The sequence below is a fragment of the Proteus alimentorum genome, assembly GCF_002607735.1.
GTDB classification, from domain to species: domain Bacteria; phylum Pseudomonadota; class Gammaproteobacteria; order Enterobacterales; family Enterobacteriaceae; genus Proteus; species Proteus alimentorum.
On sequence record NZ_NBVR01000018.1, the window covers coordinates 24,969 to 47,898 of the forward strand.

Genomic DNA, 22,930 nt, shown 5'->3' on the forward strand with positions numbered 1-22,930 from the left:
GATAGAGGAGAAGATCAGGTAATAACCTGAAAGTTGATGAACACAGGAGCAATGTTGATGAAAAAAGTCATCACGGTCTGTCCGTATTGCGCCTCAGGATGCAAAATCTACCTGAAGGTGGAAAACGGTAAAATCATTGGCGCTGAAGGGGCCAATGGTTTAACAAACCAAGGTGAGCTGTGTCTGAAAGGGTATTATGGATGGGATTTTATCCATGATACTAAGATACTGACTCCACGTCTTAAAACACCCATGATCCGCCGGGAAAGAGGCGGAAAATTAGAATCGGTTTCTTGGGAAGAAGCGATTGAGTTTGCGAGTAGCAAGCTTCTTGCTATTAAAGAGAAATACGGTGCTAAATCGATTATGACAACCGGTTCATCACGAGGTCCGGGTAACGAAGCTAACTTCGTTATGCAGAAATTTTCTCGTGCGGTTATCGGAAATAATAATATAGACTGCTGTGCTCGTGTCTGACACGGCCCTTCGGTTGCAGGTCTGCAGCGTTCGGTCGGTAATGGTGCTATGAGCAACTCAATCGTTGAGATTGAGGATACCAAATGTCTATTTGTCTTCGGTTATAATGCCGCAGACTCGCATCCTATTGTTGCTCGCCGTATTGTTAAGGCGAAAGAAAAGGGTGCCAAAATTATTGTATGTGACCCTCGTTACATCGAAACAGCACGTTTAGCTGACTTACACTTAGGCTTAAAAAATGGCTCTAACATTGCGCTATTAAATGCAATTGCGCATGTGATTATTGAAGAAGGATTGCATGACAAATCCTTTATCGAAAATCACACCGAGCAATTCGAAGAATATTGTAAGTTAGTTGAAAGCTATACACCTGAATCAGTTGAAGAAACAACAGGTTTAAGTGCTCAAATTATTCGTGAAGCTGCACGTATGTACGCGAAAGCAGAAACAGCAACAATTCTTTGGGGAATGGGGGTAACTCAATTCTACCAAGGTGTTGAAACGGTTCGTTCACTGACTAGTTTGGCTTTATTAACCGGTAATTTAGGTAAAAAATACGTCGGGGTTGGCCCTGTTCGTGGTCAAAATAACGTACAAGGCGCGTGTGATATGGGGGCATTACCTAACACACTGCCGGGTTATCAATACGTTACTGATGAAAAAGCGCGTGAGAAATTCGCTAAATTCTGGGGCATTGAATCTATGCCTGATGAAGTGGGCTATGCATTAAGTGAAGTCCCTCATAATATCGATCACGGCTTATTAAAAGCTCACTATGTAATGGGTGAAGATCCACTGCAAACTGAGCCAGATTTAGCAACCATCCGTAGAACCTTTGAAAAGCTGGATCTACTGATAGTACAAGATATCTTTATGACCAAAACGGCGTCTATTGCTGACGTTATTTTCCCTGCAACATCATGGGGTGAACATGAAGGTGTTTATACTGCGGCAGACCGTGGCTTCCAACGCTTCTATAAAGCGGTTGAACCTGTTGGCGATGTAAAAACAGACTGGCAAATTATCAGTCTGATGGCAACCGCAATGGGTTATCCAATGCATTACAACAATACCAAAGAAATTTGGGATGAGTTGCGTGAGTTATGCCCAATTTATTATGGTGCGACTTACGAAAAAATGGCGGACTTGGCTTATATTCAATGGCCTTGTCCAACAGAAGATAGCCCAGGTACACAATATCTGTATGAAGGTGGTAACTTTGATACTCCTAATGGTAAAGGTCAATTCTTTACTTGTGAGTGGGCGCCGCCAATTGACAAACTTTCTGATGAATTCCCAATGGTACTGGCAACAGTCCGTGAAGTTGGGCACTACTCTTGCCGTTCAATGACGGGTAACTGTAAAGCATTGGCAGCATTAGCGGATGAGCCGGGTTATGTTCAGTTAAACACTGAAGATGCCAAACAACTGGGTATTAAAGATCAAGAGTTAGTTTGGATACGCTCTCGTCAAGGTAAAGTGATTACGCGTGCTGCGGTCAGTGATAGACCGAATAAAGGTGCGGTATATATGACTTACCAGTGGTGGATTGGTGCTTGTAACGAACTTGTTGCAGAAAACTTAAGTCCAATAACTAAAACACCTGAGTATAAATATTGTGCAGTATGTGTTGAGCCAATCAAGGAACAGGCTCAGGCAGAACACTATGTGAAAACGGAATATAGCAATATTAAACGTCGTTTAAGAGAAGCCGCCGAGGGTTGATCTTCGTCTGATTAATATTGTCTTTCTGCCTTGGAACCGAGTTTATTGACCTTTGCGTCAGTAAGCTCGGTTTTTTTATTAGATTATTGTTTTGTGCATAACTCAGCGATGGACTGATTTAAATAAAGTGTTAAAGGCAAGTCAGGATGCGGATTCATTGAATCAAATTTATGTGATGGATGAGAATCAACCGTTGGATAACGAGAGAGTAAAACGATAAAATCTTGGTAAGCCTGATTTTTATTATCATGTGTAAAAATAGGCGTACCACTATGATTTAATTCATTATCTGCAATTAATAAAATATCGAGATATTGCGCATTATTGTGTTCATAAAGCACATTTTCAGGATCAATTTTTTCCCAAGGTGTTCCTATCGCTTCTTTCGGTGAGTGAACACGTAAAGCACCTGTATTATCTTTAACGTTATTCTTCTTCATCATCACAATCATGGTGTGGTCAACGCCATCTTTATGAACGCCCTCAATTGATAGTTCACTTAAAGAATCGGGTTGGGCAATTAATCTTAAATGAAAAACAGTTGATATTGATTTAGGTGAATTTTGATCTGTTAAGTGACGAGGTGTAAATGTATTACCTTTAATTAACAGCATTTTTAATTTTAATAATGCTTGATAAGCCGTATTGCTCTGCCAACGATCATCAAGCGCTCTGAAATGCCTTTGTGCGCCACTGTCTTCACGAATAAATCCATCCTCTTCAGTGAGAACAAAAGGTTGATACTCTAGCCTAGAGATCGTTTTTATATCATTATCAAAAAGATAACGTCCTGTTCGAGTGTGACGAAATGAAAGAGTTGGATCTTGCGCTAAATAGTCACCATATTCCATAAGTGCATGAATCTCTTTTTCTTCAGCACCTAATTTTTTTATTAAATCAATGACAATGTTTTGGGGAATAAAGACATATTTATTATTTTTGTAATTTTTTCTTATTTCACTAATTTTATTTATAAGCAGGCTATTCATATATAATATGCTCCATTGATGGTTTATATTATTAATAATTAATAACGGGGAGTAGTTTTTAAAATATAATCATTTAGATTATAGATAGAGATGAATAAGTTTCAAATACATGGAAAAAGAGAGTGTAATAATTAATTACACTCTCTTTAAATAAATAAGTAATTATTTATTTAAAGTATTTCTGGAATTGAAATACCTAAACGTTGCATCCGTGATAATAACGTTGTTCGTTTTAATCCTAATTTTAAAGCCGCACCTCTGGCGCCAGCTACAACGCCATTGGTTTCTCTTAATGCTTGAATTATTCTTTCTCGCTCCTCATCATCACTTTCTGGTGCATTAGTTTGCATCCGTTTTTCAATAGATGAAGGTTGAGTCAGTACCTGTTTTAAACGCGAGGGCTTATTGATATGCAACTCTTTTAACTGAAGATTTAATGTTGATCCTCGGGTTAAAATAACGGCACGCTCAATAATATTTTCAAGTTCACGCACATTACCTGGCCATGGATAAAGTGTTAATTGTTCCAATGCATTAGCTGGAATACAATCTATTTTTCTATCCATTCTTCGCGCAATTTTTTGTGTAAAATATTTTGCTAAAAGCGGAATATCTTCAGGTCGCTCTCTTAATGGCGGAATAATAATGGGAAAAACATTCAGACGATAATAAAGATCTTCTCTAAACTCACCTTCATCCGTTAAATCATGGAGATCTTTATTGGTTGCCGCGATGAGTCTGACATCCACAGGAATCACTTTATTACCACCTAACCTTTCTATTTCTCGCTCTTGAAGAACACGCAACAGTTTAGGTTGTAATTCAATCGGCATATCACCAATTTCATCTAGAAATAGCGTACTTTTATCTGCCATTTCAAATCGGCCAATATGTGTATTGGTTGCACCTGTAAATGCACCTTTATCGTGACCAAAGAGGTCGCTTTCTAACAGGCCTGAAGGTACTGCCGCACAGTTCATTTTTATCATCGTCTTATTTTTTCGCTGACTTAGACGATGAATAGCGCGTGCAATTAATTCTTTACCTGTTCCAGTTTCACCTAATATAAGAACAGTACTATCACTTTGTGCCACTAATTCAATTTGTTCGAGCACATTATGCATAGCATCGCTTTGATAAATAATCTCACTAAAACAGGCATTATTATCTATTTGTTCATTAAGCCAAATATTTTCATTCTTTAAACTATCTTTTAAATGCGTTATCTCTTCATAAGCTGCCGCATTTTCAATAGCAATACCAATACGAGCCGCAATTTGTTGAAGTAATTGGCAAGTATCATTAGTAAAAACGCTTCCTATTTCATGCGCTAAAATTAATAAACCGAGAGGTTTATGATTAAAAGCCAGTGGCAATAACAAAGCCGTCTGCATATTTTGCTTAACTAGACGCTTAATCAAAACATCTTCTTGATCTTCTTTATTAATATCAATTAAGACAGGTTTATTCTGATTAATAATTTCTTCGGCTTTGTTATTCGCGCTACTAAATTTACGTTGTTGACGAATGACAGATTTCCCAGTCTGATAACGACTAGAATAAAGAATACCTTCACTACTATTTTGTGATGAGGTACGGCATAACATAAGACTAATATGGTTCAGTCCAAAAAAACGATGTATTTCTTTAGAGACTTCAGAAATAAGACCATCCATGTCTAGATGAGCTAATACAGAATTTGTGATATCAACCAATATTCGATATTGGTTACGCTCATTACGAAGGCTCTCCATAGTTTCAGCATTGTTACTGCTTAATTTCATGACACCACCGATTGCCCTAAAAAATTAGCTATATTGTAGTAGGTTTATAATAAATTTATATCAATGACTGAATCATTTTTGATCCAACCCGCTATTTTTGTATATGTAATGAAACTTAAGAATATAAACGTATCAAATCACTATATAATCAAGTATATAGCGTTTAATTTTATCGTCAAAATTGTCGAATAATTTGACGACGCGACTTATTTATTAATTAATAATCATTTTTATTTGAAAATTATTTAATTGAAAAATAAGGAATAGTTATATCCAAATTATATTGGCATGAACCGTGCTAGATTCATTCTATTGATACTCTAATTATTACTCTTAATTAGAATGACTCGTTGCATTTATTGCCATATATAACGGCTATATATAACAAAGATCAGGAGAATATGATGAACCGTTTCATCATTGCAGACCCTAAAAAATGTATTGGTTGCCATACTTGTGAAGTGGCTTGTGTTGTGTCACATCAACAATCAGATCAAGATAATTTAGCCATTGACCAAATTAATGAGCAGAATTTTCAACCTCGCATTCATGTGATCAAAGGATTTTCAATCAGTACGGCAGTTGTTTGTCATCAATGTGAAGATGCCCCTTGTGCCAATGTATGCCCGAATGGCGCTATCATTCATAACAAAGATTATTACTATGTCGATCAGGAAAAATGTATCGGCTGTAAAACCTGCGTACTGGCTTGCCCTTATGGCACGATGGAAGTGGTTTCTCGTCCCGTTATGCGAAAATCAACCGCGCTTAATGCGATTGAAGCATTTAAAGCGGAAGCAAATAAATGTGACTTATGCCACCAACGTGAAGCGGGCCCTGCATGTATCGAAGTTTGCCCAACTCATGCTTTAGTGTGTATTGATAGAGATGCCCTTGAAGAGATGGTGAAAGAGCGTCGTCGTAAAGCAGCGTTTGAAACCGGTGCTGAATTGTTGTTTTAAGATCAATAATAAAGCAACTATGTACTGATACTATAGTTGCTATTATTTATCCTGCTTCAATAAGGTATCGACATGCATGAAATCACGCTTTGCCAGAGCGCATTTGAGATAATAGATTCTCAAGCTAAATTAAATAATGCAAAAAAAGTAAAAAGTGTATGGATGGAAATTGGCGCATTATCTTGTGTTGAAGTCAGTGCTCTTGAATTTTGCTTTGATATTGTTTGCAGAGACACCCTTGCCCAAGGCTGTGAATTACATATTGAGGTTATCCCTGCGAAAGCATGGTGTTGGGATTGTCATCAAGTTGTTACTGTTTCAACCTTTAATGCAGGTTGCCCATCTTGTGGTAGTCAAAATTTGCGCGTTGAAAATGATGATGCAATGCGGATAAAGCAAATAGAGATCGAATAGGGGTTGTTATGTGTCTTGGTATTCCAGGTCAGGTTGTTGAAGTCGGAAAAACAATCACTGAAAACGCAATGGTCGATGTTTGTGGCGTTAAACGAGAAGTCAATATTGCGCTAGTCTGTGAAGGTGAGCCTCATACGATGATTGGCAAATGGGTATTGGTGCATGTTGGCTTTGCTATGAGTATCGTCAATGAAGAAGAAGCAAAAGAGACGCTGGATGCTTTGATGGCAATGGGAGAAGTGGAAGATGATGTCTCTGCTTTTCTGTATGGTGAAGAGGGTGCACCTAAGAAAAACTGAGTTAGTTTTGTACTATTGCACGATTAATTTCTTTTTCTTATACTAGAGCGTGTTGACCTTTTCTTGCTGTAAAAACAAGCAGAAAAGATCAACACGCTCTACACTTTCATCTTTCGAAAGCTGGGACGACCCAGTTTTTTGTCTTTGTTATTCAGGGGACGACCCCAACTTATTAAGTAGGGGAAGTTTATGTCTTGGATCATTCTGTTTATCGCGGGTTTATTAGAAATCGTTTGGGCTGTCGGTCTTAAGTACACACACGGTTTTACGCGTTTAACACCCAGTGTTATTACCATTAGTGCCATGATTGTGAGCATGGGCATGTTGTCTTATGCCATGAAAGGCTTACCAGCAGGCACCGCCTATGCAATTTGGACAGGTATTGGTGCTGTCGGTACGGCAATCTTTGGTATTTTGGTTTTTGGTGAGTCTGCCAATATCTATCGTTTACTGAGTTTAGCGATGATTATTTTTGGCATTATCGGGCTGAAATTGGCGAGTTAAGCCTGAATGTCAGGTATAAAAAAGCCACTCATTGTGAACTGATCCCAGTTCATTTGAGTGGCTTTTAATCTTTACGTATTAATCAATTACAGTGTAAATACACCAATGATAGCGATAACGCTGATAATTGCTGCACCACCATAGAATACCCACTTGCTTGCAGGTACATGCACTTTAAAATCGTGCAGAGTATGGTGAATACGGTGTAATGCACACCAAACTGGCAGAACAATCATTAGCAGTAAGAACAGACGACCAATGATGCTTTGGCTAAATGCCATAATACGTTCATAAGTAAATGCTTCTGGCGCAATTCCCATAGGGATTAGGATACCGAGCAGGATGATGATTGCTGGAGAAACAATCGCACTCCACATACCACCTGCACCAAATAATCCCCAGAAAATAGGTTCATCAGAGCGCTTAGGAAGTTGATTCTGATTCATTATTTCCTCCTGGGTTAAATTAACGCCACTGCCAGAATAGCGGCAGTAACAACGATAGTGACACCCCAGAAACCACGAACGATAGGTTCTTGTGGCATTTTTTCATCTTTCACAACGATAACCACGGCTTTTGGCGCTAGCTTGAACCAAGTCGCAGAGTGGAAGACGGTTGCAATAAGGGTCACAATGTTAATCAGCATTACAATTGGATTGCTCAGGAATCCAACGAAACCTGCCCAACTTTCTGGTCCATTTTTCAGTGCGAATACACCAAACAGTACAACCAGACTGAACCAAAGTTGTGGAAGACAAGTTCCTTCACGGGTGATATAGAAACGATAGAATCCAAGTTTCGTCCACCAGTTTGGTTGCATGCCACGAACATAAGGCTTACGTTTTGTTGTCATGTCTTGTTTCCTCCTTAACGTGGTTTCAGCATGGCAATGACAAAGTCTTGCGCACTGGCTGCTTTACCTTGCTGAATAGCGGCAGCAGGATCCACATGTTTTGGACAGACTTCAGAACAGTAGCCAACAAAGGTACAAGACCAGACACCGTTCTCACCATTTAACTGAGGCATACGCTCTTTTGCCCCATGGTCGCGACTATCTGTGTTGTAACGTTGAGCTAATGTAATCGCTGCTGGGCCAATAAATTCTGGGTTTAGACCAAACTGCGGACATGCTGCATAGCAAAGACCACAGTTGATACAACCAGAGAATTGGTGATATTTCGCCATTTGAGCAGGAGTCTGTTTATTCGTCCCTTCTGAAGGCTTACGATCATTACCGATGATATAAGGCTTAATCGCTTCTAAGCTTTCAATAAAGTGAGTCATATCGACAACGAGGTCACGCTCAACTGGGAAGTTACCCAGTGCTTCAACTCTTACACCGTCTGGATATTCACGAATAAAGGTTTTACAAGCCAATTTAGGCACTTTGTTGACCATCATGCCGCAAGAGCCACAAATCGCCATACGGCAAGACCAACGATAAGAAAGATCAGGCGCTAAATTGTCTTTAATATAACCCAATGCGTCCAGTAATGAGGTTTGCTCATCATAAGGAACATCATAAGTCACGAAATAAGGCGCTTCGTCCGTTTCTGGGTTATAGCGCATGACTTCCATTTTAATGTGCTTCATGTCATCAGCCATTCGCTTTCTCCTTATTCTGCTTGTCTTGTGCAGTCGCTTCACCACCATAGACACGTTTAGCAGGAGCAGATTTAGTGATCTTCACATCGCTATATTCTAAACGAGGAGCACCTTCTGGGTTATAGAACGCCAGAGTATGTTTCAGGAAGTTCACGTCATCACGCTCAGTACAACCTTCGTCAAGACGTTGGTGTGCACCACGAGACTCTTTACGATTGATTGCGGAATGCGCCATACATTCAGCGACATCTAAACCAAAGCCAAGCTCAATTTTGTACAGTAAATCTGTATTAAAGACGCTACTGGTGTCTTTAATTTCAACGCGTTTGAAACGTTCTTTTAATTCAGCCAGTTTATCAATGGTTTTTTGCATTAATTCAGGTGTACGATAGATACCGCAACCTTCTTCCATTGATTCACCCATTTCATCGCGAATTTGTGACCAGCTTTCAGAACCTTTTTGGTTCATCAGATTTTTCAGGCCATTTTCGATATCACGAGTACGAGCATCTAGCGCTGTTGCGTTAGCTGGTGCTGCTTCTTGTACACAACGAACCGCTTCTTCACCTGCAAGACGACCGAATACAACCAGCTCTGCCAGTGAGTTAGAACCTAAACGGTTAGCGCCGTGTAAGCCAACAGATGAACATTCACCCACCGCAAACAGACCTTTAATACGAGTCTCAGTTTGTTGGTTAGTTTCGATACCACCCATAGTGTAGTGAGCAGTAGGGCGAACAGGGATTGGTTCATTAACTGGGTCAACACCCACATACGCTTTTGCCAGTTCACAAATAAATGGCAGACGTTCATGAAGTTTTTTCGCACCCAGATGACGTAAGTCAAGATGAACAACGTCACCACGGTGAGTTTTGATGGTACGACCAGCGCGCCACTCATGCCAGAAAGCTTGAGAAACTTTATCGCGAGGACCTAATTCCATGTATTTATTTTCTGGTTTACCTAATGGTGTTTCTGGTCCTAGGCCGTAATCTTGCAGATAACGATAGCCATCTTTATTGACCAGAATACCACCTTCACCACGACAACCTTCGGTCATCAGGATACCTGAACCTGGTAGGCCAGTTGGGTGATATTGAACAAACTCCATATCACGCAGTGGAACGCCATGACGTAAAGCGATACCCATACCATCACCAGTAACAATACCGCCATTGGTATTGAAACGATAAACACGTCCTGCACCACCCGTTGCCATAATGACTGCATTAGCACGAATTTGAACTTTCGTACCTTCCATCATGTTAATTGCAACAAGACCGCGAGCGTGACCTTCATCAACAAGGATATCGAGAACAAAGTGTTCGTCGAAACGTTGAATTTGTGGGTATTTTAAGGATGTTTGGAACAGGGTATGTAGCATATGGAAGCCGGTTTTATCGGCTGCGAACCAGGTCCGTTCGATCTTCATCCCACCAAAACGTCGGACGTTGACTGACCCGTCTTCTTTACGGCTCCAAGGACAGCCCCAGAGTTCTAGTTGAGTCATCTCTGTTGGACAATGCTCAACGAAGTAATCTACGACATCCTGTTCACACAACCAGTCACCGCCTGAAACGGTATCATTGAAGTGGAAATCATAGGAGTCGTGAGCCTGAGTCACTGCTGCTGATCCGCCTTCTGCTGCCACGGTGTGGCTACGCATTGGGTAAACTTTTGAGATCAGAGCAATTTTCAGTTGAGGATTCGCTTCCGCTGCAGCTATTGCTGCTCGTAAGCCTGCGCCCCCGGCTCCGATTATCGCTATATCGGCATTAAAGGTTTGCACTGCGCTTCTCCATTGTTCAAGTGAAAATTGGAATAATTGTCTAGAATTCAATTCACTGACATTATTAATTTGTAATGCTATTTTTTTACGCTATCCGTAACGAAATTGTTTCACTGCCTTGTGACTGCGCTTGATAACATCTTTATTATCATTGACTGTAATTTTAGTATAACGAAATGTAGGGCACCGAAATTTGATATGAATGATGGTTTTCCCGTATTTCGCAAAAAAAGTGTGATCCACACCAAGAATTCTGGGTTTAACTAATAAGCGACCAGAGAAACTTGAAGATCAAATAGAATATATTTTTCTAAATTGAAAATTTATAAATAGTAATGAATAACCTGTTTCGAAAGTATAGATAACTTTAATTGAAAATGACAATGATTTTTTATTAAATGTTGATTTTAAAGGGTAAATCTTTTTAGCTTTCTTGAGTTTAATTTAAATTAATAAAAACCAATTCTAAAAATCAAAATAAATTTTTTACTATTTATCTAAAACAAATCGGTTTGTCTTGTTAATTGTTAATAAAATATTAATAATATTTCTAAAGGTTTTTAATACTCATCAAATACGGTAAATTTAAATAGAAAGTTAACTTTGGCATTTAGATGAGTTTGGCTATTTAAATATAAGGATAGTGTTAGTTTATTGTTATTTGTAATTGAGAAAAAGAATTATTCCAATTAACTCTTATTATAAAAATAGTGAAAAATCACAGCGTTTCCGACTCTAAGCTGGTGTTTATTTAAACAATAAAAAGTGCCAAAAAGTAGATGTTTTGTAGAATTGTATTTATTTGTCTTATGTGTTTTTACTTAAAAAAAGAAAAGATCAGTGAAAAAATATAAAATGAAATCCCTCTTTATTGGGAGAAATTTGTCTGTTGAAGAGGATGCGAGTAAACTGCACGCTTTGTTTTCTGTTGGAGTTTTTCGTTCATGAGTGAAATCGCGGATTGGCAGCCAAGCGCCTCAATCGCCAACTTACTAAAAAAGGCGAAAATAGTCAGTAATATTAGGCGTTTTTTCACTGATCGTGGTGTGTTAGAAGTTGAGACACCGATGATGAGCCAGGCTACCGTTACCGATGTTCATCTTTACCCATTTGAAACCCAATTTGTGGGGCCAGGTGCTTCTCAAGGGCTAAAACTTTATTTGATGACAAGCCCTGAATACCACATGAAGCGTTTATTAGCCGCAAACAGTGGGCCGATTTATCAAATGGGGCGTTGCTTCCGTAATGAGGAAGCCGGTAGATATCATAATCCGGAATTTACGATGCTAGAGTGGTATCGCCCTTGTTTTGATATGTACCGGTTGATGAATGAAGTCGATGATCTACTACAAGAAGTGTTAGATTGTGAAGCATCGGAGTCACTTTCTTATCAACAAGCATTTTTACGTTATCTCGATATTGACCCTTTATCTGTTGATAAAGAAAAATTGCGTGAAGTGGCTGCAAAACTGGATTTATCAAATATTGCAGATACTGAAGAAGATAAAGATACGCTACTTCAGTTGCTATTTGTTTCTGGAGTTGAACCTCATATCGGTTTAGAGAAACCAACCTTTATTTACCATTTCCCTGCGTCACAAGCCTCATTAGCTGAGATCAGCTCTGAAGATCATCGTGTCGCAGAGCGTTTTGAAGTCTATTTTAAAGGGGTTGAGTTAGCGAACGGATTTCGTGAGTTGACGGATGCACAAGAGCAACGTCATCGCTTTGAACGTGATAATCGTCAGCGAGTAGCAATGGGATTACCAGAACAACCTATTGATGAGCGCTTTTTAGCTGCTCTCGAAGCAGGATTACCAGAGTGTTCTGGTGTCGCTTTAGGGGTTGATCGCCTTATTATGCTGGCTCTTGGTTTAGAGCGTATTAGCGATGTAATTGCATTTCCTGTTTATAGAGCATAACTTCATCTATCAATGAAGATTAAAAGAGAGAGCCTAGGCTCTCTTTTATTTTTTGGATTTTGGGTTTTGTCTTCGTTTTTCTTCCGCTTCAAGGGCTTTTTCTTGAAACTTCGCAAACTTATCCCCGGTTACGTCTTTCATATAGCGATAATTAATAAACCAAAACGTAATACACGAAAATAAAATAACCCACCAAATTAAGAGTAGCTTCAATGCAGAACTAACACCCAGCATTAAATGAAAGCTAATTAAGACCATTAAGCTGACAAATATCGAGCTAAATAATCCTCCCGCAATTTGTGACATATATTTTTTTAAAGGGGTGATGCTGATTAAAGGCAAAATAATGGCCATAGAGAACAGCACGCCAAATGTGGCAAACATAATAATCGAGATAGGTTCATTAAAGCTTAGAAACCAATCCGTTATACCAAAAAAAGAAAAGGGAATTTCTATCATGATATTGCCTCCCTACTAGGGTAAAAAAGAGGGATATCTTTAAATTTAAAAATAAGCGCAAACAACACATTAGGAAAAATACGTATTTCAGTATTATAGAGAGTGACAGATTGATTGAAGAATTCTCGCCTGTCAGCTATGCATTCTTCTAATTCTTTCGCTTGCACTTGTAATAGGTGTAAGTTTTTTCCACTGATAAGCTCAGGGTATTTTTCAGCAATGATTAGTGATGTTTTTAATTGTGGAAATAGCTGATTGGCTAGGTGAATTTTTTCATTCAACGCCAGAGCCTGTAAATAACCATTTCTATTTTCAGCAAGTTGTTTAAATAATACTTTTTCATGTTCCATTGCTTTTTGTGTTATTGCAGTCAGCATTGGGATCAGAGCGACTTGTTTTTTTAATAAAACATCAATATTAGCAAATGCTTTATAGCAATTATTTTTTAGCATCACCATATTATTATAAATCATTACTAACTGGCGTATAAAAAAATACACCAAGGTGAGAATAAAAATGATGAAAATAAGCCATTCCATATAGTCGATTACCAAGGAAGAGAAGTGTTATTAAAATAAAGCGTTAGAATGCCATCTTGATATTCCATCGGTATCACTAAAATGGAAAAGATAACAAAAAGAGCAGTGATAACGATGATGGTCGCATTACGACGAAAAGGACGTGCTTTGTTCCAACTAACAATATAATCTTGTGGCGATAAACCCAGTAGGTAATGAGGTTCTTTGCGCGTGATAACCACTGTGCCATTAATAGACTCTGCATTGCCAATCAGCAAATAAGTTGTATTCGTATCTAAAATATACTCTTTAAAACGTTTACTGTTAGATTCAAAATCTTGATGAGGCTTGATACCTAAGTGAATAAAAGGGGTATCTTCCGCGAGCACTTGGATTGAGCCAGTATCATCCGTCATCGTGAAGTTAGTGATCTTTTTTTCACAGCGTGTTTGGTGATAGCTTTTCTTGCCTTCTTTATCTGTGGATATGGAATATTCATAATAGAAGTAGCCATAACACTCTTTTTTACCTAATCGACTATTTAAGATTTTCCCTGCAGTTATCTTGCCTTCAATTTCAACAAGCCCAATGGCCAAAGAGCGGATCTTAGATGTCGCTAGAATTTTTTGAAAGCGTAAGAAACGTTTTTCAGGTGTTCTTTTGACGATTTGGTAAACGAACATTAAAACGAAACTTAAAAAGAACAATCGTTGGTCAATAAACAAGCCAAAGCTTAAACAGAGTAGTAAAAGGCTAATAAATACCGTGTTGATAAGTGCTGCAAATTTAGAGGTTCCTTCATTTTGCAATTGATGATAATTTTTTATCGCTTTTTCACCGATATTCGCAATATGGTTTGAAATGCCATATGCAAATAGCAAAATAACAGCGAATGCAATACCGGAGATAAGATTAACAACAGAGTCTTCACCACTAGGATAAAGGTTATTTTCTCGCGAAAAAAACAGATAGTTTCCAGCAGAAAACGCGATCCCTAAAAAGGGAACAATACTCAAGCTGTTCTTCTTTTTTTGAGGGCGTTTGCTGCGTAAAAAATAGATTAATGCGCCCACAGAACAGCCAATAAAAAAATAAATTAACACTGCAATTTATCCTTGATAAGGTTATTTAAAATGAATACCTTCAAATTTCATTTCTTCTTTTGGTATTTCTAGCAATTGCATACGTTCAAAGCGGAAAAGGCCAGCAATTAAGCTATCAGGAAACATCTCTATTGCGGTGTTGTAGTTGGTGGTTGCATCATTAAACCCTTCACGACGTTGTGCAATTTTATTTTCTACATCACTAACGCCTGTTTGAAGTAGTGCTAATTGTTCACCTGAAATTAACGTCGGATAATTTTCAGCAAGGGCAATCATACCTCGCAGTGCTGTATTCATCTCATTTGTTGCGCTGATTTTTTCATTAATATTTTGTGCTTTGAAATAGCGTTGTCTTGCGTCACTTAATGCAATAAATACACTTTTTTCGTGCTCCATTGCTTTTTCAGCTATCGCCATTAATTGAGGAATTTGGTCAGCTCTTTGTTTTAAAATAACGTCAATATTCGCAAACTGATTGCTGACTTGATTGCGTGTCGCAATAAGACGGTTGTAAATTGAAATTCCCCAACCAATAAAAAGAACGATAAGAACAAGTAAAATAATCGCCATTATTGTCATCGTGATCCCTTCCTCTCAATATTTAATAAATAATGATAGCTAAATTAAAAAGTGATTATGGTTTTTAATTAAATTATGAGAATAAGTTAGAGAAAGATGAAGGAATATACAATCAGAAAGGGCGCAAATATCTAGGATACTCGTCATACTTCAAGTTGCAGCGTTGTTGACTACATTCATTCGTACTAGTCACATACTTATATACTCGTCATACTTCAAGTTGCAGCGTTGTTGACTATATTCATTCGTTCTAGTCACATACTTATATACTCGTCATACTTCAAGTTGCAGCGTTGTTGACTACATTCATTCGTACTAGTCACATACTTATGTATGCTCCTAGCATCTCATTCATTTGTCGCCTAGCTGCACCTTGAATTATTTAGAGTATCGACTTGTTATATTTCAAGTTGCACCTTGAATTATTTAGAGTATCGACTTGTTATATTTCAAGTTGCACCTTGAATTATTTAGAGTATCGACTTGTTATACTTCAAGTTGCACCTTGAGTTATTTAAGGTGCAACTAGAATGCGACGAGTTATTTCGCTTGTTTTTGTAAGAATTTAACGCCTAAATCTGGGAAGTCAGTAAAGACACCCTCAGCACCCGCTTGGTTATAAATGATATCGTAAAGCTGATCACCATCTTTTGCGTATTTAGGCAGTTTATCAACACGAACCGTAAACGGATGAATAGTCAGTTTATTAGCATGAGCATCAGCAGCCATACCCGTTAAGGTAATTTTTTCTGGTGTTGAATTTTCTTCGACTAACATGTGGTAGTCAGGGCCAATACCATCAGCATAAGTGGCAATTTCTTTCATTGCACCGGGCTTGAACATCCACTCATAACTGTAGTTTGTCCATGTACCATCAGGTTGTTTCTCATAGGTCTCATTCCAGTCGGTATAAGCAATTAACTGAACAAGTTTTAGATCCATGCCCATTTTGGGCATCAGTTCTGTTTTGATGCGTTTTAGGTCGTTAGCATCAAATGATTGCAGATAAACATTGTCGGTTTTTTTCGTATAACCATACTGTTTAAGCACTTCGAGCACTTTAGAGGTAATGTCTTTACCTTCTTGTTCATGGAACCAAGGTGCTTTAATTTCAGGGTAAATACCAATATCTTGCCCTGTTGACTTGTTTAGACCTTGGATAAATTCAATTTCTTCTTGGAAAGTATGTACACGGAAATCCGATTTACCCATAGGGAAACGGTTTGGATAACTTTGGACTTTTTTACCGTCAACAATGTCGAAACCTTCCGTAAATTTCAGTCCTTTAATTTCTTCAAGCGTAAAGTCGATAGCGTAATAACGACCATCTTTTCTTGCTCTATTAGGATAACGATCAGCCACATCTGTCACACGATCAAGATAGTGGTCATGTAAAACAACTAATTCGTTGTCTTTGGTCATCACTAAGTCTTGTTCAAGATAATCTGCGCCTTGGGCATAAGCTAATGCTTTGGCAGGAAGCGTATGTTCAGGCAAATAACCACTTGCACCACGGTGAGCGATAACAACCTTATCACTTGCCGCTTGTGCGATTGCACTTAAAGATAGAGTTAAAAGAACGCCTGCAACTAACGGTTTTATTCTAAAAGATGTACTCATAAAGCTGCTCCATTTTAATTCTACGTACAATAAAGTTATGTACAATTGGCAATAAAAAAGCCACATCAAAACAGTTGATGTGGCTTGGTTTTTAGAGATGAGATTTAACGAATTTCATAAATAATCAGTTAGCGATTATTCGTACTTCTGAAGCATTTCACGTTTGTGTTTGGTTTCAGTAACCATCACGATAAGTAATAACACAACAGACAGTGCACTACCGCCGATCATGACCATAAAGCCGCCATCCCAACCGAAGTAGTCAACGGTATAACCTACGATAGCACTCGCCGCAACAGAGCCACCTAAGTAACCGAATAGACCAGTAAAGCCTGCTGCTGTACCTGCTGCTTTTTTCGGTGCAAGCTCAAGAGCATGCAGACCAATCAACATAACAGGACCGTAGATTAAGAAACCGATGATTAACATACATGCCATATCAACATTCGGGTTACCCGCTGGGTTCATCCAGAATACGATAGTGGCGATAGTGACTAAGGTCATGAAGAACACACCAGTTGCACCACGGTTACCTTTGAACACTTTATCTGACATCCAACCACACAGCAGTGTGCCCGGAATACCCGCGTATTCGTATAAGAAGTAAGCCCATGATGATTTATCCATTGCGAAGTCTTTTACTTCACGCAGATAAGTTGGTGACCAGTCCAGCACGCCGTAACGCAGTAAGTAAACGAACACGTTCGCAATTGCAATCATCCACAGAAGTTTGTTAGGGAACACATACTTCATAAAGATTTCTTTTGCAGTCAGTTCTTGCTCGTCTGTTTCTTTATAATCAGGTGGATAGTCGTTTTTGTATTCTTCAATTGGTGGAAGACCACAAGATTGTGGTGTATCACGCATTAATGCGAATGCAATCATAGCAACTAAAATTGCTGCAAATGCTGGCATATATAACGCGGCTTTCCAGTCGTTAAACCACGCCATACCTAATAAGAACAGTAATGGAGGTAAACCACCACCGACGTTATGCGCACAGTTCCAAATAGAAACGATACCGCCACGTTCTTTTTGTGACCACCAGTGCACCATGGTACGTCCACAAGGAGGCCAACCCATACCTTGGAACCAACCACAAAGGAACAACAGAACGAACATTACCATAATGCTCGAAGTTGCCCATGGTACAAAGCCCATAAATAGCATCACTAGGGACGCTAAAATAAGACCTGCTGGTAAGAAATAACGCGGGTTAGCACGGTCAGAGAACGAACCCATGATAAACTTAGAGAAACCGTAAGCAATCGAGATCCCTGATAGAGCAAAACCTAGGTCACCTTTAGAAAACCCTTCTTCTACAAGATAAGGCATTGCTAACGCAAAGTTTTTTCTTACTAAATAATAAGCAGCGTAACCGAAGAAAATCCCCATAAAGATCTGCCAACGCAGACGACGATAGACAGGATCTATCTGCTCTTTTGGCAAACGCGCTTTATGTGGCGCAGGTCTAAACAGACTTAACATATTAGCCTCCGATGGCTTTTATTTTAATATGTTGATATTAAATAATGACAAAACGAACAGTGAAAATATCAAAAAATTTTCTTTAACGAACTTAATAGTAAACTTATACAATCAAATTTACTGTGAGGTATTACTCAGTTGTCGAATAATTTTTCAAGATGTGTAATTTTGAGTGATATGTTAACTTTATCAAATACTTTTTGTTAAATAATTTGTGATTAGTATCACAGATGTGGTTTTAATTTTTCACTCGTGAGCGTTTCTCTTTCGTTTTTGCTCATTATCAAACATTAACCACATTTTTTGTGTATCTTATACACTATAATTAACGCTAAAGAATAATTAAGCGTTTGCTGAATGTAATGTGAGAGGGCATCTCTATGATGAGCGGTTCACCAGTGACAGAAACTGATGTCATTATTATTGGCGGGGGAGCAACCGGTGCAGGCATGGCAAGAGACTGTGCACGCCGTGGATTACGTTGCGTCCTGCTAGAAAGACATGATATTGCAACCGGGGCAACCGGTCGAAATCATGGATTGTTACACAGTGGTGCGCGTTATGCAGTAACAGACCCAGAGTCAGCGCGTGAGTGTATTGAAGAAAACATGATTTTAAAACGGGTCGCTCGTCATTGTGTTGAAAAAACGGATGGCCTTTTTATTACCCTTCCTGAAGATTCTTTAGAGTTTCAACAGACCTTTATTCAATCTTGCCAAGCCGCAGGTATTGATGCTCAAGCGATTTCACCCGAAGAAGCTATTCGCTTAGAGCCATCTGTTAACCCAAATTTAATCGGCGCGGTTAAAGTGCCAGATGGTACTGTCGATCCTTTTCGTTTAACGGCCGCAAATATGTTAGATGCCCGCGAACATGGTGCTCAAGTACTGACTTATCATGAAGTCGTTGGACTTATTCGCGAAGGTGATCGTGTTAAAGGCGTGAAAGTTTACGATCATCAAGCGAAAAAACTGTATGAAATTCGCGCCCAAATAGTGGCAAATGCAGGGGGAATTTGGGGGCAAAAAATCGCTGAATATGGCGAGTTAAAAGTACGTATGTTCCCAGCCAAAGGCGCGTTGTTAATTTTGGGTCATCGTATTAACAATATGGTGATCAACCGCTGTCGTAAACCCGCAGATGCCGATATTTTAGTGCCTGGCGATACCATTTCATTGATTGGTACAACATCCACACGAGTACCTTACGATGAAATCGACAATATGTATGTCACTCCTGAAGAAGTCGATATTCTTATTCGTGAAGGTTCAATGTTAGCGCCAAAACTGGCTCAAACTCGAATTTTACGTGCTTATGCTGGTGTACGTCCTTTAGTTGCCAGTGATGATGATCCCTCTGGCCGTAATGTTAGCCGTGGTATTGTTTTACTCGACCATGCGCAGCGTGATGGATTAGAAGGCTTTATTACTATTACTGGCGGTAAATTAATGACTTACCGTTTAATGGCTGAATGGGCAACAGATAAAATCTGCGAAAAATTAAATGTCTCTGCTAAATGTACAACGGCAGAAGAAGCCTTACCGGGCTCTCGCCAATCTGCAGAGCAAGCATTACGTAGCGTTGTTTCATTGCCTGCGCCAATTCGTGGCTCTGCGGTTTATCGCCATGGTGATTTAGCCAATAAATTATTGAGCAATGAACGTAGCGATAAGAGTTTAGTCTGTGAATGTGAAGCCGTTACTGCGGGGGAAGTTCGCTACGCTGTTAACTCTTTAACTGTCAATAACTTACTTGATTTGCGCCGCCGTACTCGCGTGGGGATGGGAACATGCCAAGGTGAACTTTGTGCTTGTCGTGCTGCGGGTTTATTAAACCGTTTGCAAGTCACTACTCCTCACGAATCAGAACAACAGCTTGCCCATTTCTTAAATGAGCGTTGGAAAGGTATTCGACCAATTGCTTGGGGTAATGCGTTGCGTGAGAGTGAATTTACCAGTTGGGTTTACCAAGGTTTATGTGGTTTAGATGCTGATATGATTGAAAAAACAGCTTCAGCGGAGGCAGATAATGAAATTTGACGTCATCATTATAGGTAGCGGGCTTGCAGGTTTAACCGCAGGTATTCGTCTTGCTGAAGCCGGTAAGTCTTGCGCAATTATCAGTAATGGTCAAAGCGCACTACATTTTTCATCAGGGTCGCTAGATCTATTAACTCACCTTCCTGATGGTTCGTTAGTGACTCAACCTAAAAAAGCGTTGGCAGCATTGGCTGAGCTTGCGCCGAAACATCCTTATAGCCGTATGGGGGAAACTCAAGTTTCAACCTTAATTGAACAGGCTCAAGCATTATTATCAAGTACTAAAGGTCTTGAATACCAAGGTAATGGTGATGAAAACCATTATCGTATTACACCTGTTGGGCGTTCACGTATGAGTTGGATGAGTCCAAAACGTGTACCAACTCATGGTGTTGATCAAGCGTTGCCATGGAAAAAACTGGCTGTTGTTGGCATTGAAGGCTTCTTAGATTTTCAGCCACAATTTGCAAGCAGTACGTTGAATGAGCAAGGTGTTGAGTCTATTCCTTATCATATTCACTTACCGTTATTAGACAGATTGCGTGATAATCCAAGTGAATTTAGAGCCGTCAATATTGCGCGCTATTTAGATAAGCCTGAAAACACTAAAGCGTTAGCGGAAGAGCTGAAAAAGCATATCGATGATAGTGTTGAAGCGGTTATTTTACCTGCATGTATTGGGCTGGATGCTGAAGATCCTGTGACGCTACTTCAACAACTTGTCGGTAAACCTATCTGTTTATTACCGACATTGCCACCATCACTATTAGGTATTCGTTTACATCAAGCATTAAAACTGCGTTTCCAAAAAGCTGGCGGTTTAATCATGCCGGGCGATCGTGTAGAGCAAGTTGATTTAATGGGTAATAAAGTTACAGGTATTCATACTCGAAACCATACTGACATTCCTATTCGTAGTGAACATGTTGTATTAGCAACAGGCAGTTTCTTCAATAATGGGTTAATTGCAGAGTTTGATCGTGTCTATGAACCCTTGATGGAACTTGATTTGCTAGAGGCATTACCGCGTAATGAGTGGACACAAGTGAATGTCTTTGCAAAACAGCCTTATATGCGATTTGGTGTTGATACAGATAGCCAATTAAGACCGATGAAATATGGCGAAGTCTTAGAGAATGTTTACGCCGTAGGTGCTGTATTAGGTGGGTTTGACCCTCTTAATGAAGGTTGTGGCGCAGGTGTTTCAATGATCAGCGCACTTTATGCAGCGCAACAAATTTTACAGCACAATAAATCAGAACAGACCACATCTGCGGTTGTGGAGGCAGCACAATGAGTTTACATGATAACAGTTTTGAAGCGTGCATTAAGTGTACTGTTTGTACAACTTACTGCCCTGTTGCAAAAGTAAATCCACTTTATCCAGGCCCTAAACAAGCCGGCCCTGATGGTGAGCGTTTACGCTTAAAAGATCCAATGCTTTATGATGAAGCATTGAAATATTGCACCAATTGTAAGCGTTGTGAAGTTGCTTGTCCGTCAGATGTGAAGATTGGTGACATCATTTCGCGTGCGAAACTGAACTACAATACAAAAACACCCAAACTTCGTGATGCTATTTTAAGTCATACGGATCTAATGGGCACATTATCAACGCCAATGGCGCCGATAGTAAACACCATCACAGGATTAAAACCTGTACGTAAGATCTTGGATAAAGCACTTAAAATCGACCATCGTCGTGAATTACCAAAATACTCTTTTGGTACATTTAGAACATGGATGAAAAAACAAGTTGAAGAGCAGGCGCGTTTTAAAGATCAAGTTGCCTTCTTCCATGGTTGTTACGCTAACTATAACCACCCACAATTAGGGAAAGATTTAGTTAAAGTATTCAACAAAATGGAGATTGGTGTTCAGTTATTAAAACGTGAAAAATGCTGTGGTGTTGCATTAATCGCGAATGGTTTTGTTAAACAAGCTAAAAAACAAGCTGCTGTAAACCTTGAATCTCTGACAGAAAAAATTGTTGAAAACAATATTCCTGTGGTTGCAACATCATCAACCTGTACTTTCACTATTCGTGATGAGTATGAACATATCCTTGATGTTGATACATCAAAAGTACGTGAAAATATTGAATTAGCAACACGTTATATTTATCGCTTATTAGAAGAAGGTCGTGAATTACCACTGAAACACACTCCATTAAAAGTGGCGTATCACACGCCTTGCCATATGGAAAAAATGGGTTGGACAGCCTATTCCATTGATTTAATTAAACGTATCCCAGGTGTTGAGGTCATTGTTTTAGATTCTCAATGCTGTGGTATTGCCGGAACTTACGGTTTTAAATCTGAAAACTACGATGTTGCTCAAGGCATTGGTGCGGGCTTATTCCGCCAAATTGAAGAGAGTGGCTGTGATTTGGTGATCACAGACTGTGAAACCTGTAAATGGCAAATTGAGATGTCAACGACGAAAAAATGTGAACACCCCATTAGTTTATTGGCAAGAGCATTATAAGTATTGCCTATTAGATAATAAAAAAGTAATTGATTACTAAGATAACAAGCAGCTAGGGAATAAAAGAGGATCTTTTATTCCCTTTTTTTATTTTTAGCAAAAAAGAGATGAAATATAAGATAGTAAGGAAATTAAATAACCTGATACTGTGGTTCAGAGGTTATTTA

The 22,930-nt window shown here is 39.0% G+C and carries 21 protein-coding genes; 9 read left to right on the forward strand and 12 right to left on the reverse strand.

Going from position 1 to position 22,930, the window contains the following annotated elements; translation table 11 throughout:
• The first annotated feature begins 57 nt into the window (after window positions 1-57).
• Window positions 58-2,202, forward strand: coding sequence for a formate dehydrogenase subunit alpha (gene fdhF / locus B6258_RS03055; RefSeq protein ID WP_099074039.1), 2,145 nt, complete (start codon window positions 58-60; stop codon window positions 2,200-2,202).
• 83 nt (window positions 2,203-2,285) lie between these two features.
• On the opposite strand, the gene B6258_RS03060 is transcribed toward fdhF, so the two are convergent.
• Complete coding sequence (locus tag B6258_RS03060; RefSeq protein ID WP_099074040.1) at window positions 2,286-3,191, reverse strand: 2OG-Fe dioxygenase family protein; 906 nt, start codon at window positions 3,189-3,191, stop codon at window positions 2,286-2,288.
• Between the two features lie 170 nt (window positions 3,192-3,361).
• Window positions 3,362-4,975, reverse strand: a complete 1,614-nt coding sequence (locus B6258_RS03065) for a sigma 54-interacting transcriptional regulator (RefSeq protein WP_099074041.1) — start codon at window positions 4,973-4,975, stop codon at window positions 3,362-3,364.
• Between the two features lie 404 nt (window positions 4,976-5,379).
• On the opposite strand from B6258_RS03065, the gene hydN reads away from it, so the two are divergent.
• The 4 genes from hydN (at window position 5,380) to sugE (ending at window position 7,154) form a co-directional block, all read left to right on the forward strand.
• Window positions 5,380-5,937 (forward strand): electron transport protein HydN, encoded by a 558-nt coding sequence (gene hydN / locus B6258_RS03070; protein ID WP_099074042.1) that lies wholly within the window; start codon window positions 5,380-5,382, stop codon window positions 5,935-5,937.
• 72 nt (window positions 5,938-6,009) lie between these two features.
• Window positions 6,010-6,351 (forward strand): hydrogenase maturation nickel metallochaperone HypA, encoded by a 342-nt coding sequence (gene hypA / locus B6258_RS03075; RefSeq protein WP_069368214.1) that lies wholly within the window; start codon window positions 6,010-6,012, stop codon window positions 6,349-6,351.
• Window positions 6,352-6,359: 8 nt separating this feature from the next.
• On the forward strand, window positions 6,360-6,650 hold the full coding sequence (gene hybG / locus B6258_RS03080; protein WP_036933156.1) for a hydrogenase maturation factor HybG: 291 nt from the start codon (window positions 6,360-6,362) through the stop codon (window positions 6,648-6,650).
• A gap of 189 nt (window positions 6,651-6,839) precedes the next feature.
• Window positions 6,840-7,154, forward strand: a complete 315-nt coding sequence (sugE, locus tag B6258_RS03085) for a quaternary ammonium compound efflux SMR transporter SugE (RefSeq protein WP_099074043.1) — start codon at window positions 6,840-6,842, stop codon at window positions 7,152-7,154.
• 86 nt (window positions 7,155-7,240) lie between these two features.
• On the opposite strand, the gene frdD is transcribed toward sugE, so the two are convergent.
• Genes frdD through frdA form a run of 4 tightly spaced genes read right to left on the reverse strand, consistent with a single transcriptional unit; the run spans window position 7,241 to window position 10,548 of the window.
• On the reverse strand, window positions 7,241-7,600 hold the full coding sequence (gene frdD / locus B6258_RS03090; RefSeq protein ID WP_088493867.1) for a fumarate reductase subunit FrdD: 360 nt from the start codon (window positions 7,598-7,600) through the stop codon (window positions 7,241-7,243).
• A 14-nt stretch (window positions 7,601-7,614) separates the two neighbouring features.
• Window positions 7,615-8,007 carry a fumarate reductase subunit FrdC gene (gene frdC / locus B6258_RS03095; RefSeq protein WP_088493866.1) on the reverse strand — a complete coding sequence of 131 codons (393 nt, stop codon included), beginning with the start codon at window positions 8,005-8,007 and terminating at the stop codon, window positions 7,615-7,617.
• A gap of 14 nt (window positions 8,008-8,021) precedes the next feature.
• Entirely contained in the window at window positions 8,022-8,759 is a 738-nt protein-coding gene (locus B6258_RS03100; RefSeq protein ID WP_099074044.1) for a succinate dehydrogenase/fumarate reductase iron-sulfur subunit, read from the reverse strand.
• Window positions 8,752-10,548: a fumarate reductase (quinol) flavoprotein subunit gene (gene frdA, locus B6258_RS03105; protein WP_099074045.1), complete on the reverse strand. Its 1,797-nt coding sequence runs from the start codon at window positions 10,546-10,548 to the stop codon at window positions 8,752-8,754. Before frdA ends, B6258_RS03100 begins: the two co-directional genes overlap by 8 nt.
• A 944-nt stretch (window positions 10,549-11,492) precedes the next feature.
• Between frdA and epmA the strand changes: the two genes are divergently transcribed.
• Entirely contained in the window at window positions 11,493-12,470 is a 978-nt protein-coding gene (epmA, locus tag B6258_RS03110; RefSeq protein WP_099074046.1) for an elongation factor P--(R)-beta-lysine ligase, read from the forward strand.
• Window positions 12,471-12,515: 45 nt separating this feature from the next.
• Here the strand turns inward: epmA and B6258_RS03115 are convergent, their stop codons facing one another.
• The 6 genes from B6258_RS03115 to glpT form a co-directional block, all read right to left on the reverse strand.
• Window positions 12,516-12,929, reverse strand: coding sequence for a hypothetical protein (locus B6258_RS03115; protein WP_099074047.1), 414 nt, complete (start codon window positions 12,927-12,929; stop codon window positions 12,516-12,518).
• Window positions 12,926-13,402, reverse strand: coding sequence for a LemA family protein (locus tag B6258_RS03120; protein WP_240531512.1), 477 nt, complete (start codon window positions 13,400-13,402; stop codon window positions 12,926-12,928). Before B6258_RS03120 ends, B6258_RS03115 begins: the two co-directional genes overlap by 4 nt.
• A gap of 74 nt (window positions 13,403-13,476) precedes the next feature.
• On the reverse strand, window positions 13,477-14,550 hold the full coding sequence (locus tag B6258_RS03125; RefSeq protein WP_099074049.1) for a hypothetical protein: 1,074 nt from the start codon (window positions 14,548-14,550) through the stop codon (window positions 13,477-13,479).
• A gap of 21 nt (window positions 14,551-14,571) precedes the next feature.
• Window positions 14,572-15,129: a LemA family protein gene (locus B6258_RS03130; protein ID WP_099074050.1), complete on the reverse strand. Its 558-nt coding sequence runs from the start codon at window positions 15,127-15,129 to the stop codon at window positions 14,572-14,574.
• A 540-nt stretch (window positions 15,130-15,669) separates the two neighbouring features.
• On the reverse strand, window positions 15,670-16,749 hold the full coding sequence (gene glpQ / locus B6258_RS03135) for a glycerophosphodiester phosphodiesterase (RefSeq protein ID WP_099074051.1): 1,080 nt from the start codon (window positions 16,747-16,749) through the stop codon (window positions 15,670-15,672).
• Window positions 16,750-16,884: 135 nt separating this feature from the next.
• A complete protein-coding gene (glpT, locus tag B6258_RS03140) occupies window positions 16,885-18,237 on the reverse strand; it encodes a glycerol-3-phosphate transporter (RefSeq protein WP_099074052.1) in 1,353 nt (450 codons plus the stop codon).
• A gap of 380 nt (window positions 18,238-18,617) precedes the next feature.
• Here glpT and glpA point away from each other — a divergent pair, with 380 nt between their 5' ends.
• From glpA to glpC, 3 genes are read left to right on the forward strand one after another with little or no spacing between them, the layout of a single operon-like run.
• Window positions 18,618-20,276, forward strand: coding sequence for an anaerobic glycerol-3-phosphate dehydrogenase subunit A (gene glpA / locus B6258_RS03145; protein ID WP_171455253.1), 1,659 nt, complete (start codon window positions 18,618-18,620; stop codon window positions 20,274-20,276).
• A complete protein-coding gene (gene glpB / locus B6258_RS03150; protein WP_099074053.1) occupies window positions 20,266-21,573 on the forward strand; it encodes a glycerol-3-phosphate dehydrogenase subunit GlpB in 1,308 nt (435 codons plus the stop codon). Before glpA ends, glpB begins: the two co-directional genes overlap by 11 nt.
• Complete coding sequence (gene glpC / locus B6258_RS03155; protein ID WP_088493856.1) at window positions 21,570-22,763, forward strand: anaerobic glycerol-3-phosphate dehydrogenase subunit GlpC; 1,194 nt, start codon at window positions 21,570-21,572, stop codon at window positions 22,761-22,763. Before glpB ends, glpC begins: the two co-directional genes overlap by 4 nt.
• Window positions 22,764-22,930 lie beyond the last annotated feature (167 nt).

What these genes read in the sequence shown, in the direction of transcription:
- B6258_RS03060 (WP_099074040.1), bottom strand. Translation starts at nt 3,191, where the DNA reads ATGAATAGCCTGCTTATAAATAAAATTAGTGAAATAAGAAAAAATTAC.
- B6258_RS03065 (WP_099074041.1), bottom strand. Translation starts at nt 4,975, where the DNA reads ATGAAATTAAGCAGTAACAATGCTGAAACTATGGAGAGCCTTCGTAAT.
- hydN (WP_099074042.1), top strand. Translation starts at nt 5,380, where the DNA reads ATGAACCGTTTCATCATTGCAGACCCTAAAAAATGTATTGGTTGCCAT.
- hypA (WP_069368214.1), top strand. Translation starts at nt 6,010, where the DNA reads ATGCATGAAATCACGCTTTGCCAGAGCGCATTTGAGATAATAGATTCT.
- hybG (WP_036933156.1), top strand. Translation starts at nt 6,360, where the DNA reads ATGTGTCTTGGTATTCCAGGTCAGGTTGTTGAAGTCGGAAAAACAATC.
- sugE (WP_099074043.1), top strand. Translation starts at nt 6,840, where the DNA reads ATGTCTTGGATCATTCTGTTTATCGCGGGTTTATTAGAAATCGTTTGG.
- frdD (WP_088493867.1), bottom strand. Translation starts at nt 7,600, where the DNA reads ATGAATCAGAATCAACTTCCTAAGCGCTCTGATGAACCTATTTTCTGG.
- frdC (WP_088493866.1), bottom strand. Translation starts at nt 8,007, where the DNA reads ATGACAACAAAACGTAAGCCTTATGTTCGTGGCATGCAACCAAACTGG.
- B6258_RS03100 (WP_099074044.1), bottom strand. Translation starts at nt 8,759, where the DNA reads ATGGCTGATGACATGAAGCACATTAAAATGGAAGTCATGCGCTATAAC.
- epmA (WP_099074046.1), top strand. Translation starts at nt 11,493, where the DNA reads ATGAGTGAAATCGCGGATTGGCAGCCAAGCGCCTCAATCGCCAACTTA.
- B6258_RS03115 (WP_099074047.1), bottom strand. Translation starts at nt 12,929, where the DNA reads ATGATAGAAATTCCCTTTTCTTTTTTTGGTATAACGGATTGGTTTCTA.
- B6258_RS03120 (WP_240531512.1), bottom strand. Translation starts at nt 13,402, where the DNA reads ATGATTTATAATAATATGGTGATGCTAAAAAATAATTGCTATAAAGCA.
- B6258_RS03130 (WP_099074050.1), bottom strand. Translation starts at nt 15,129, where the DNA reads ATGACAATAATGGCGATTATTTTACTTGTTCTTATCGTTCTTTTTATT.
- glpQ (WP_099074051.1), bottom strand. Translation starts at nt 16,749, where the DNA reads ATGAGTACATCTTTTAGAATAAAACCGTTAGTTGCAGGCGTTCTTTTA.
- glpT (WP_099074052.1), bottom strand. Translation starts at nt 18,237, where the DNA reads ATGTTAAGTCTGTTTAGACCTGCGCCACATAAAGCGCGTTTGCCAAAA.
- glpA (WP_171455253.1), top strand. Translation starts at nt 18,618, where the DNA reads ATGATGAGCGGTTCACCAGTGACAGAAACTGATGTCATTATTATTGGC.
- glpB (WP_099074053.1), top strand. Translation starts at nt 20,266, where the DNA reads ATGAAATTTGACGTCATCATTATAGGTAGCGGGCTTGCAGGTTTAACC.
- glpC (WP_088493856.1), top strand. Translation starts at nt 21,570, where the DNA reads ATGAGTTTACATGATAACAGTTTTGAAGCGTGCATTAAGTGTACTGTT.